Origin of the sequence: Prochlorococcus marinus XMU1419 (assembly GCF_017695955.1) — a bacterium.
GTDB classification, from domain to species: Bacteria; Cyanobacteriota; Cyanobacteriia; order PCC-6307; family Cyanobiaceae; genus Prochlorococcus_A; species Prochlorococcus_A marinus_AD.
Genome location: NZ_JAAORO010000002.1, coordinates 371916 through 383983, shown reverse-complemented (window position 1 = coordinate 383983; position 12068 = coordinate 371916). Strand labels below are relative to the sequence as shown.

Annotated in this window: 12 protein-coding genes and 1 tRNA gene; 7 read left to right on the top strand and 6 right to left on the bottom strand. The window is 33.1% G+C overall.

Translation table 11 applies throughout. The annotated features are described in order from the left end of the window. Positions 1-91 precede the first annotated feature (91 nt). Entirely contained in the window at positions 92-1087 is a 996-nt protein-coding gene (locus HA151_RS05810) for a ribose-phosphate pyrophosphokinase (RefSeq protein ID WP_209106537.1), read from the top strand. A gap of 8 nt (positions 1088-1095) precedes the next feature. Here the strand turns inward: HA151_RS05810 and HA151_RS05805 are convergent, their stop codons facing one another. Then, positions 1096-1536 carry a Villin headpiece domain-containing protein gene (locus HA151_RS05805; RefSeq protein WP_209106535.1) on the bottom strand — a complete coding sequence of 147 codons (441 nt, stop codon included), beginning with the start codon at positions 1534-1536 and terminating at the stop codon, positions 1096-1098. A gap of 63 nt (positions 1537-1599) precedes the next feature. Continuing rightward, positions 1600-2142 carry a hypothetical protein gene (locus tag HA151_RS05800; RefSeq protein ID WP_209106533.1) on the bottom strand — a complete coding sequence of 181 codons (543 nt, stop codon included), beginning with the start codon at positions 2140-2142 and terminating at the stop codon, positions 1600-1602. A gap of 106 nt (positions 2143-2248) precedes the next feature. Between HA151_RS05800 and HA151_RS05795 the strand changes: the two genes are divergently transcribed. Both HA151_RS05795 and HA151_RS05790 read left to right on the top strand, forming a co-directional pair. Beyond that, positions 2249-3367, top strand: coding sequence for a histidine kinase (locus HA151_RS05795; protein ID WP_209106531.1), 1119 nt, complete (start codon positions 2249-2251; stop codon positions 3365-3367). A gap of 42 nt (positions 3368-3409) precedes the next feature. Next, positions 3410-3482: transfer RNA gene (locus tag HA151_RS05790), tRNA-Glu, on the top strand. A gap of 17 nt (positions 3483-3499) precedes the next feature. On the opposite strand, the gene HA151_RS05785 is transcribed toward HA151_RS05790, so the two are convergent. Further along, the gene (locus tag HA151_RS05785; protein WP_209106529.1) at positions 3500-4036 is read right to left on the bottom strand and encodes an SRPBCC family protein; all 537 of its coding nucleotides are present in this window, start codon (positions 4034-4036) and stop codon (positions 3500-3502) included. Positions 4037-4217: 181 nt separating this feature from the next. Here HA151_RS05785 and HA151_RS05780 point away from each other — a divergent pair, with 181 nt between their 5' ends. The 4 genes from HA151_RS05780 to HA151_RS05765 all read left to right on the top strand — a co-directional run bounded on the left by HA151_RS05780 (position 4218) and on the right by HA151_RS05765 (position 9665). After that, positions 4218-5345, top strand: a complete 1128-nt coding sequence (locus tag HA151_RS05780) for an FAD-binding oxidoreductase (RefSeq protein WP_209106527.1) — start codon at positions 4218-4220, stop codon at positions 5343-5345. A gap of 109 nt (positions 5346-5454) precedes the next feature. Then, a complete protein-coding gene (gene zwf / locus HA151_RS05775) occupies positions 5455-6978 on the top strand; it encodes a glucose-6-phosphate dehydrogenase (protein WP_209106525.1) in 1524 nt (507 codons plus the stop codon). Between the two features lie 2 nt (positions 6979-6980). Continuing rightward, a complete protein-coding gene (locus tag HA151_RS05770; RefSeq protein ID WP_209106523.1) occupies positions 6981-8282 on the top strand; it encodes a glucose-6-phosphate dehydrogenase assembly protein OpcA in 1302 nt (433 codons plus the stop codon). Positions 8283-8285: 3 nt separating this feature from the next. Then, positions 8286-9665 (top strand): cobyrinate a,c-diamide synthase, encoded by a 1380-nt coding sequence (locus tag HA151_RS05765; protein WP_209106521.1) that lies wholly within the window; start codon positions 8286-8288, stop codon positions 9663-9665. Between the two features lie 8 nt (positions 9666-9673). On the opposite strand, the gene HA151_RS05760 is transcribed toward HA151_RS05765, so the two are convergent. Genes HA151_RS05760 through folD form a run of 3 tightly spaced genes read right to left on the bottom strand, consistent with a single transcriptional unit; the run spans position 9674 to position 12002 of the window. Continuing rightward, positions 9674-10153, bottom strand: a complete 480-nt coding sequence (locus HA151_RS05760; protein WP_209106520.1) for a divergent PAP2 family protein — start codon at positions 10151-10153, stop codon at positions 9674-9676. A 12-nt stretch (positions 10154-10165) separates the two neighbouring features. Next, positions 10166-11068 (bottom strand): geranylgeranyl diphosphate synthase CrtE, encoded by a 903-nt coding sequence (gene crtE, locus HA151_RS05755; RefSeq protein ID WP_209106518.1) that lies wholly within the window; start codon positions 11066-11068, stop codon positions 10166-10168. Between the two features lie 37 nt (positions 11069-11105). Continuing rightward, on the bottom strand, positions 11106-12002 hold the full coding sequence (gene folD / locus HA151_RS05750; RefSeq protein ID WP_209106517.1) for a bifunctional methylenetetrahydrofolate dehydrogenase/methenyltetrahydrofolate cyclohydrolase FolD: 897 nt from the start codon (positions 12000-12002) through the stop codon (positions 11106-11108). Positions 12003-12068: the final 66 nt, after the last annotated feature.

Here is a 12068-nt window from a genome sequence, read left to right as displayed (position 1 = left end):
AGATGTGACTTTTGAAAACATCTAGACATTATCTTTTGCGAAATTCACATAAACGACTACGATAAGTATATAGTTTTATAGTGCTAATTTCGTGACTAGTTTTATCACGGCAGTGCAGAATAAAGAACCAAATTTTAATCTTACTAATAGTAGATTAAGGTTAGTAAGTGGAACAACAAATCCTAAATTAGCAGAAGAAATTGCATCATATTTGGGTATTGAGAATGTACCTTTAATATCTAAAAGATTTGCTGATGGAGAACTTTATGTTCAGATTCAGCAATCTATTAGGGGTTGCGATGTATTTCTAATACAACCTACATGCGCTCCTGTTAACGATAGCTTAATGGAACTTATGATTATGGTTGATGCTTGCAAGAGGGCATCTGCCAGACAAATAACAGCGGTAATACCTTATTTTGGATATGCAAGGGCAGATCGAAAGACATCTGGAAGAGAGTCTATAACAGCAAAACTCACTGCTAATTTACTTGAAAAATCAGGAGTAGATAGAGTTCTTGCAATGGATTTACATTCAGCTCAAATACAGGGTTATTTTGATATTCCATGTGATCATATTTATGGTTCACCTGTATTAATAGATTATTTAGAGACTTTAAATTTAGAGGAGGTTGTGGTTGTATCTCCTGATGTAGGCGGAGTGGCAAGAGCAAGAGCATTTGCAAAATTAATGAATGATGCGCCTTTGGCTATTATTGATAAAAGGAGGTCAGCTCATAATATTGCCGAAAGTCTAACAGTTATTGGAGAAGTTAAAGGTAAAACCGCTATTCTTATAGACGATATGATAGACACTGGCGGTACAATTTGTTCTGGAGCTAATCTATTAAAAAAAGAGGGAGCTAATAGAATATTCGCATGTGCTTCACATGCAGTATTTTCACCTCCTTCTTATGAAAGACTAAGTACTAAGGATTTGTTCGAACAAGTTATTGTGACTAACAGCATTCCAGTTCTTGTTAAAGAGGAATTTCCACAGTTAAAAGTCCTTTCAGTAGCAAATATGTTAGGTGAAGCAATTTGGAGAATACATGAAGAAAGTTCTGTTAGTTCAATGTTCAGGTAATCAAAAAATTATTTTTTGTTTTCCTTTACAAGTTTCTTCAACCTTTTTTCATAATCATTTTTGATATTTTTTGGAATGCTTTCGGGACAAATATTTAGAGCACTTCCAACAATCTGAAATGTACCAGCATTATATAACTTCTTTTCGTCAAGTTTCTTGCTTCCTAATTGTTTAATAGCCCCGCCATGCTTGCCAATTATTACATTTGCAAAAGTTGCACTTGCAATACCAAGGCCTTTATTAAAATCTACTTCAGCTTTTGAAGCTATACAAAGGTATGAGGCCCCCATCTGCCTGTATAAGAAGATGTCTTTATCAGAAGCAGCAATTAAATTTTTTTCTGCTTTAATTTGTTGAGTTATTGTATCATTTTCAAAAAATATAAAAGGTATAAAAAGACCAATACCTAAAAGTTTGAGAAATCTTTTTGAAAAAAAATTGATATCCATTAACTAATATTCATTTAGTACAAGATAACATTTTTATTTTTAACTTAAGTAGATAGTAAGAACTTACTTAATAATTTTTATTTCGTGATGATTCTCAACTATTTTTAACTTATTTTTGTTCCATGAATATATAACCCTGAATCTATAGTTATCTGAATCTACTAGTCTTGTATGTTCAAGAATATACCAATTTGCATAAGAGGATTCAAAAATCATTTCGTGTTCATCAACTTGCTTAATGTTTGAAATTCCCTCCTCATTACTTAAGTAAAAATTTTCTCTTATAAGTTGGTGTCCTCTTAAGAATGCATGCATTTCTCCACGTTCTTTATATTGGGGATTCGCCTCAAAAAAATTATATTTTTTTTCTGGATACCAGGTGAATTTATAGTGAGACTCCCATTCGGATTCATTCTCAAGAGCTTGTATATTTATATTCATGCATAGGTTATAAGTTTTTTGCTCTTCATCAAGAAAATATGTTCTATTAGATTTCCACAAACCAATATTTCTAGAAAACCATCTTTTTAAATTACTATTTAAGCTAATATCTGGGGAGTTGTTATTCCCAGAATTTAGAATTTTCTTTTGATTAATAGCAACCATATATAAATTTGTCCTATGTATTTCATAGCTTATCTGTAGAATAAATATAAATATCTTAATGTGTTTATAAGGATTAACAGCTTTTCAACACTTCAGGGGAAATCATTTGAATGATAAAAAAGAGCTAAAATTAATACTGATAGCAGCTAGAAATCAGCTTTCCAGCAATGATATTAAGTCTCTTATTGCGTATTTAGAATCTGATGATTGTGAATTTGAGATATCTCTTCAGATCTCTGAACCTACAGAACAGCCAGAATTACTCGAATTACATAGATTAGTTGCTATCCCTGCTCTTATAAAAGTCTCCCCAGCTCCAAAGCAAATATTTGCTGGAAGTAATATTTTCTCTCAGTTGCAGAAATGGTTGCCAAGGTGGAAACAAGAGGGCTTAACGAAAAATCTAGGTATTAATTTGCAGCCATCCAAAATTGATTCAATAAGAACTCAAAAAGAATTTCTTTTGGAAGACGAACTTCTTGTTTTAAGACAAGAAAATGAGACATTAACAAAAAGAATAGAATCTCAGGAAAGATTATTGAGAATGGTGGCGCATGAATTAAGGACTCCATTGACCGCAGCTACATTAGCAGTACAAAGTCAAAAACTTGGACAAATAGATATTGCAAAATTACAAGAGGTAATTAAAAGACGTCTCGAAGAGATTGAACTCTTATCTCAGGACCTTTTGGAGGTCGGAACAACAAAATGGGAAGCTTTATTTAATCCTCAGAAAATTGATTTAGGTAATATTAGTGCTGAGGTAATACTAGAATTAGAAAAATTCTGGAGATTAAGAAATATTGAAATAGATACTGATATCCCATCTGATCTCCCAAGTGTATTCGCAGATCAACGAAGAATGAGGCAAGTATTTTTAAATTTAATTGAAAATGCTGTTAAATTTTCTGAAGATTCTGGGTCTATTAAAATTACAATGATTCATAAGACAAACCAGTGGGTAGAAATAACAATTTGTGACAAAGGTGCAGGGATTCCATTGAGTGAGCAAAAAAGAATTTTTCTGGATAGAGTTAGACTCCCACAGACTTCTGAAGGGACTTCAGGCTTTGGTATAGGATTATCTGTTTGTAGGAGAATAGTACAAGTTCATGGGGGGAGAATATGGGTTGTATCTGAAGTTGGTGTCGGTTCGTGCTTTCATTTTACTGTTCCTGTGTGGCAAGGACAAGACAAAGAGCAACAATACTTGACGAAAGGCTAGCCTTACTCTTAATTTTTAAATAAGCTGTTATGCTTATTTCCTGGCCCCATCGTCTAGAGGCCTAGGACACCTCCCTTTCACGGAGGCGACAGGGGTTCGAATCCCCTTGGGGCTATTATTTTAAAATTTCAATTAATTGAAGGATAATTTTGCTTGCTTATCTACGGCAAGCAAATTTTCTGAAAGATCTTTTTTTAATCTTTTCTCTATCATTCCTATAGGCATCCACTGACATCCTTGAACAGTGAGATCGTAAATTAATGAATTTTTGGAAGTATTTTTAATATTTTGAATTTTCCAACTACCTTCAAATTTTCTGAAATCTCCTTTAATCAAATTGAATTTTAAAAGGCCAAGCTCCTTATCTTCAAATAAATCAATAGTTACTTCAGCTGAAAATTTCATACCAAGAAAATCCTGGGCACCAACTTGCTTAAGGTGAACATTGTTGTCCTTACGATATATTTTTTTGCTTGAAAGTAAATTTGGTATGTAAAGATTTAGTCGATCATAATCTGTTAAAACATTCCACAAAGAATCAAAGCTCGCAGAAGTTGTAAGTTGAGCTGCAAGTCTTCTTGTTCCGCCAGAAAGCTTTTCCATTGTTTGCTCAATTGTCCTGTAGTCATTGCTTTTAGAATGATCTACTGATTCTTGAGGATTATTCATAAATGAATTTTTTAATAAGATAAAAAATTATTTTTGTGTAACTATACCGATAAAAACAATAAATACTGAAAAATAAAAATAATTTTATTAAATTATTCCGATCTCAAAACGTAACCATTTTTGTGAAATCACTACAAATTAAACTACAAATTGATAATCTTTTATAAAAGAAATCTTAAAAATGTATTCACAAGCAAAAGTAATCGCAGGCGGATTAGCACATATACCAGTAGTAATAGCTGTTTTTTATTTTATACTCACAACTTTTAATAAGAGAGCTTTAAAATTTGTTGAAGAATCTAAAACAAAAAAACCTGAGGCAAAAGCTGTGGAACCTAATAAAGTGACTGTTTCAAAAACAGAAGCTCCAAAAACAGAAGCTACAAAAGCAGAAGCTCCGAAAGTAGTTAAGAAAAAACATGCAGATGTCCCCGTAAATATTTATAGGCCCAAAACGCCATATGAAGGAACTGTGATTGAAAACTATAGTCTTCTTAAAGAAGGAGCAATTGGTAGGGTTAATCATATAACTTTCGATCTTAAAGATAGTGATCCATTTTTAAATTACGTTGAAGGTCAAAGTATTGGTATCATGCCTGCTGGTGAAGATGCTAATGGAAAACCTCATAAGTTAAGACTTTACTCAATTGCTAGTACAAGACATGGCGATAACTTTAATGGAAATACAGTTTCTCTTTGTGTAAGACAGCTTCAGTATGAAAAAGATGGTGAAACCATTAATGGTGTCTGTTCTACATACTTATGCGATATTAAGCCTGGAGATAAAGTAAAAATAACTGGGCCTGTAGGTAAAGAAATGCTTCTCCCTGACGAAGAGGACTCAAACATTGTTATGTTGGCCACAGGAACTGGAATAGCACCAATGAGGGCTTATTTAAGAAGAATGTTTGAACCAACTGAAAAAGAAAAAAATAAATGGAATTTCAAGGGCAAAGCTTGGTTATTTATGGGTGCTCCAAAATCAGCTAATTTGTTATACGAAGAAGATCTTCAAAGATACCTTACTGATAATCCAGATAACTTTAAATATACAAAAGCTATTAGTCGTGAGCAGCAAAATACAAAAGGTGGAAGAATGTACATTCAAGACAGAGTTCTAGAGTCAGCCAACGAACTTTTCAATATGATTGAAGATGAAAAGACACATATATATCTTTGTGGATTAAAAGGTATGGAGCCTGGAATAGATGAGGCAATGACTAAAGCCGCAGAAGAAAAAGGTTTGAATTGGTCAGAATTAAGACCTCAACTAAAAAAAGCAGGAAGATGGCACGTAGAAACCTACTAAATCTTTTTAGTTAGATTTAAGTTGCATGTATTAAATACTTTTTGGTTTAGACACAATATGTAGCTAATATTAGAAAAAAAGAGGATTTTAAAAAAAGAATACGAAAAATATGCCTTCAACTTTAAGTAATCCTCTAAGATTAGGTTTACGGCAAGAAAGAGTCATATCTCCACAATGCTTAGTAATATTTGGTGCTAGTGGAGATCTTACTCATAGAAAATTAATACCAGCATTATTTGAACTCTATTTGCAAAGAAGAATTCCTAGTGAATTTGCAATAGTTGGTTGTGCGAGAAGACCTTGGACTGATTATGAGTTTAGGGACAAGATGAAAGTAAAGCTATCCAATCAAATATCTGGTAAAGAAAGGGAGTGGGAACAATTTTCTAATTATCTTTTCTACGAACCTGTTGACTTACAACAAAGTGATCATGTCGTAAGGCTTTCTAAAAGATTAAATGAAATTGATAAAAAACAAGCTACTCATGGTAATAGAACATTTTATTTATCAGTATCTCCGAATTTCTATGCAAGTGGATGTAAAGCTCTTAAAGAAGCTGGCCTTTTAGATGACCCTAAGAAAAGTCGTTTAGTGATTGAAAAACCTTTTGGGAGAGATTATTCAAGTGCAAAAAAATTGAATAAGATAGTTCAAAGTTGTGCTGAAGAAAGTCAGATTTATAGGATTGATCATTATTTAGGTAAAGAGACAGTTCAAAATATTCTTGTTTTGAGGTTTGCTAACACTATTTTTGAACCAATCTGGAATAGAAATTATATATCAAGTGTTCAAATTACTTCATCAGAAACAGTGGGTATTGAAGATAGAGCAGGTTATTACGAAAGCTCAGGTGCTTTAAGGGATATGCTTCAAAACCATATGACCCAAATGCTTGCTGTTACTGCTATGGAACCTCCTGGGAAGTTTGAGCCAGAAGCAATAAGAAATGAAAAAGCTAAGGTTCTTCAAGCTTCAAAACTTGCTGACGAAAATGAACCGTGGAATTGTTGCATAAGAGGTCAATATGGAGAGGGAGGGAATATTTCAAATCGACTCAAAGGATATAGGCATGAAGATGGTGTTAATTCCAATAGCACAACAGAAACTTATATCGCGACTAAAGTTTTTGTTGATAACTGGCGTTGGCAAGGTGTTCCATTTTATTTGAGAACAGGGAAAAGACTACCTAAAAGACTTGGAGAAATAGTCTTGACTTTTAAAGACGTTCCTGTCCATTTATTTGAATCAACAATAATAAATCCTGCCCCAAATCAACTTATTCTTAGAATTCAGCCAAATGAAGGGGCGACTTTCAAGTTTGAGGTAAAATCTCCTGGTTCTGGAATGAAATCAAGACCTGTTGAAATGGAATTTTCTTATGATGAATCATTTGGAGAACCATCAGATGAAGGCTATGTAAGATTATTAGCGGATGCAATGCTTTCTGACCCAACTTTATTTACTCGAAGCGATGAAGTAGAGGCAGCCTGGAAACTTTACACGCCATTAATAGAATTGATGGATAATTCTCCTTGGAAGTTGCCTATTTATAATTATGAATCTATGACGTGGGGACCTCCTGAATCTGATCAATTACTCTCAAAAGATAATATTTTCTGGCGTAGACCTTAAAAATGAAACCTCAACTTACACTCCAAACCCCGTTAGAGCTGCCTTATGAGGAGATTTCTAATTACCTTAATAAATTATGGGTTTCAGAAGATAATAATAATACTGGAGCTAATACTTTTACACTAATGGTCTGGCAGCCTGCCTGGCTAGAACAATGTTTGGTTCAAAAAGGATTAGTAAATGGACCAATTACTGGAAATTTAAGTCCTGAGATAATTGAAGTTGCTAAAAAGTTCATATTAGATCAGGGACTCCCAATCACTACATCCCTTAATAGTGAAGAATTGTTGAATTTATTGAAGGAAAATTTATCTAATAAAGACTTTGAAGACTTTAGAGGACAATTTTTTGAATCATCAATAAGTACATTGAATCCAAGAAGATTAATAACTCTAGCGCCAACGTTAAATAAAAATTCAGATATCAAAACTTTTGTATCCGCTTACTGTCCATTAAGTGATACTCCAGCTATGCAGCCTATCTGTGGGGATTTAGTCGTTATTAGGGGAGACTCAGCCTCAATATCCAATAAAGGATTAAAAATAATTGATGAATTATCTATTGATGAATTGCCTTCATGGTTGTGGTGGAATGGAAGCTTGGATGAATCAACTGAAATCTTCGAATATTTTACTAATTATGGTCTAAGGTTAATAATTGACACTGCTCTTGGATCGCCATACAGATGTTTAAAAGTTTTAGATCAATTAAATAATTCAGAAAAAGCTATTAATGATTTGAATTGGGTTAGGTTGAAAAATTGGAGAGAATCATTGGCAATGATTTTTGATCCGCCTTCGAGGAGACCAATCTTAGATCATATTACTGATGTTGATATTGATATCGCAGGGGATCATATGATTCAAGCTTTGTTTTTGATCTCATGGATTAGCGATAAACTTGGTTGGTCTTTTCTAAGAGTTGAAAGGGATACAGAGTCAACAAAAATAGAGTTTAAAAGAATTAATGGCGAAATAATTTCTGCGTCAATTAATCCCTTATCTTTGGGGAATCCAAGTATTCATTCAGGACAAGTTATTGGATTGAGGTTGATTTCAAGAATTAGTGAGGTTCAAAAAAATAACACTTGTGTAATACTTGGCTGTGAATCAGTGGAATGTATGAGACTTGAAGCAGGGGGAATGGCTAATATGGAATTAATTGAGCAAGTTGTTCCAAATTCTTTTTCTTCATCAGAGTATGACGTTAGTAAATTATTGGGTAGTAGTAGAGGTAATACAAGCCCTCTTTTTGAAAATTCTATTAAAATAGCACTTCAAATATTTAATGGTTTTAAAAACTAATAAATGCCTTGTGTAATATCTTCTCCTTCAACTGATAGTGGGAAAACTACATTATCCCTTTTGATATCTTGTTGGGCGTTCTCAAAAGGTATAAAAATACAAACTTTCAAGGTTGGCCCAGATTATCTTGACCAACAACAACTTAGCTCCATTGGCCAACCTATTTGTAGGAATTTAGATATTTTTTTAAATGGTGAGGAATGGGTTCAAGAAAGTTTTTTTAAACATTCTTTGAAATATGAATTCTCATTAATTGAAGGAGCAATGGGTCTATTTGATGGTTTAGGAGCAACAACCTATTCCAGCACAGCAAATATATCTAAACTTCTCAATGCTCCAGTAATTTTTATTGTTAATGCTAGAGGTCAAGTAGCTTCTCTTTTAGCGACTGTTCGAGGTTTTAAAGATTTTGATAGTGAATTGTCAATAGCTGGGATTATATTTAATAACGTTAATTCAGATAGACATAAAAAATTAATTGAAGAAGTTTTTAAAAATGAAGATATCGAAATTCTTGGTTTTTTACCCTCTGATTCAAGAATAACTTTAAACAAATCTAATTTAGGTTTGATTTCCCCATTGGATAATGGGAAACAAATTGATGTTGAATATTTTGCAAATTACGCCGAAAGAAATCTTGATTTATTTTCTCTTATTAAATTCCTGAAATCTCCTCAAAAGAAAATGTTTAATTCTGCCAGTTTTGAAGATTTTATAATTGAAAAAAGTAAACCTATTGCAATTGCAGAAGATCAAATCTTTCATTTTCAATACCCTGAAACTAAGGAGTTTTTGAGTGACGTAGGTATCCCATTGATTTCATGGAGTATTTATGATGATGAAGAAATACCTAACGAGGCTTCTTCTTTAATTATTCCTGGGGGGTTCCCTGAAAAATATGCTGAGCATATAAGTAACTCTAAAAAAAGCTTAAATTCGTTAAGGAAATTCCGCGAAAATGGATTTATATATGCTGAGTGCGGAGGGATGATGATTTTAGGAGACTTTATAAAAGATGAAAGTGGTAATAATCATAAAATGAGTGGTATCCTGCCTTTTAGATCAAAAAAAAGTAAGCTTACAGTAGGTTATAGATACATTGAAGGTCTAAAAGACACTCCGATAATTAGACAAAATCAATTAATTAGAGGACATGAATTTCATTATTGGGAAATTGAAAATAATTTATCTGAACTTGATTTAAGAAAAGCTGAGCATCAGAAAAAAATTTCTTCCCCATGGAAAATTAAATCTTGGGAAACTGAATATAAAAATGAAGGTTTTTTTGATCAAAAATTGCATGCAAGTTGGATTCACTTACATTTGCCAAGTTCTCCAAAAGTCGCAAAAAACTTTATAGATGCAACCCAAATTAGTTTCTAAAAGGATTCTTAATTTATTATCAAATCAAATATTTTTAGAGGTGAACCTAAAAAAAACATACCAGGCAAAGTAATTAATGGTCCTAAAAAACTTCCCACTATGACTTCAATTTTTGTATGGCCCAAGGTTTCTTTTAAAAGTAATTCAGATTTAGGATCTAGTTTTTTTGATAGTTTATTGATTTCTGCAGCTTGAACCCCAGCTGATTTTCGAACACCACTAGCGTCATACATAACTATTAGTGCTACAGCAACTGATAATGCAAATATTGAACTATCAAATCCCAATTCATAACCTATACCAGATGTAGCACCAGTTATTAATGCGGAATGACTTGAAGGCATACCACCAGTCTCAAACATAATCCCAAATCTTATCTCTCCATTTGATAAAAAATTGAATATGATTTTAAAAAATTGAGCAAGTAAACATGATAATAAACTCCAGAAAAGAACTGAATTGTTAAAAAAGGCAAAAAACTCAGACATAAATTAAACTATTTATCTGTCTCTATTTGTAATAAAGTCGGCTAGAGATAAAAGATATTTTGCATCTGGACCCCAGGGTTTAATTGCTTTTTTTGCTTTTTCAACCAAATCAAATGCTCTTTTCTTTGACTCCTCCATCCCAAGTAATTTAGGGTAAGTAGTTTTGTCAGCTAAAAGATCTTTGCCGGCAGTTTTACCAAGCTTTTCACTGCTGGAAGTTAAATCAAGAATATCATCTATTATTTGGAATGCTAAACCAATTCCCTCTGCATATGTTGTTAGGGCTTGTAATAGTTTTTCGTTTGCACCTGCGATCATCGCGCCTGTTCTTACGCAAGCCTTTAATAAAGCCCCAGTCTTATGAAGATGAATATATTCGAGAGTTTTAAGGTCGACTTCTTTACCTTCGCATTCTAAATCAACAACTTGTCCCCCAACCAGGCCTGGTGCACCAGCAACTAGGGATAATTCGCCAACTACATTTAATAATCTTTTTGGATCAACCCCAGGGCTTCTTAAAGAGACCATTTCAAAGGCCCTTGTTAATAAAGCATCACCTGCAAGAATAGCTATTGCATCTCCATATACTTTATGATTTGTCGGCCTACCTCTCCTCAAGTCATCATTATCCATAGCGGGCAGATCATCATGAATCAAGGACATTGTATGGATCATTTCTATCGCTACTGCAGTAGGAACAGCAAGAGAGGGATCTCCTCCAGCCAGTGAGCAAGATGCTAAACATAAAATTGGACGTATTCTTTTCCCTCCAGCTAAAAGGGAATATCTCATTGATTCTCTTAAAGTTTCTGGATTCTCAGGGCCCAATGAAAAATCAAGTGCCTCTTCTACAACTTTTTTTGTGTTTTTAAGATACTTTTCAAAATCAGAAATATTATTTATAACTTCAGTCATTTTTTATCTTTAGTAAAAATTTTTTTCATCGTAGAGTTTATGGCAAAAGGTCATTAAGATTTGATGATAAACCAAATTGTTTTTGCCAGCTAAAAATAGTATTTACAAGTAACATTGTTACTGTCATTGGTCCAACACCTCCTGGTACAGGTGTGTAAGCAAATACTTTAGAAATGACATCTTCTAATAATACATCGCCACATAATCTGGTTTGATTTTTATCGGAACTTTTTAATCTATGTATTCCAACATCAATAATTACTGCTCCTTCTTTCACAAAACTCGAATCTACAAGATTGGGTTTTCCTGCAGCCGCAATTAGGATATCGGCTTCTCTACAGACTTTATTCAAATTCAAAGTTTTTGAATGAGTCATTGTTACAGTGCCATTTAAATTTAATAACATAAGTGATAGTGGTTTCCCAACAAGCAAACTTCTCCCAATAACAACAATTTTCTTGCCTTCAATTGTAATATTTTGGGATCTTAATAAATTAATAATTCCTGCAGGTGTGCATGATCTCATCGCAGGCTCATTTTTCACTAATTTGCCTATGTTTATCTCATTTAATCCATCTACATCTTTGCTCGGATTAATATGGCTGATAAGTTTCTGCTCATCAAACTTTTTAGGGATGGGAAGTTGTAGCAACATGCCATCAATATCATTATCAGAATTAAGTTTGGTTATTAATTGTTCAACTTCTTTTTGCTCTACACTATCTCTTAGATGAAAGATAAAGCTCTTTATTCCAATCCTTGAACATGCTTTTTCCTTGTTATTAACGTAAACCCCACTTGCAGGATCATCACCTATTCTTATTACAGCTAAACCGGGAGCTCTTTTCGCAAATTTTTTATTACTAGAGATATAGTCATTTAATCTTTCTTCAATTTCAAGGGATAATTTTTTGCCGTCTAATTTTAATGACATTTAGAAAAACATCTCCTTTTTACACCTAGCATGCCTATAATTTTAAATTATTCAAATAGATTTATT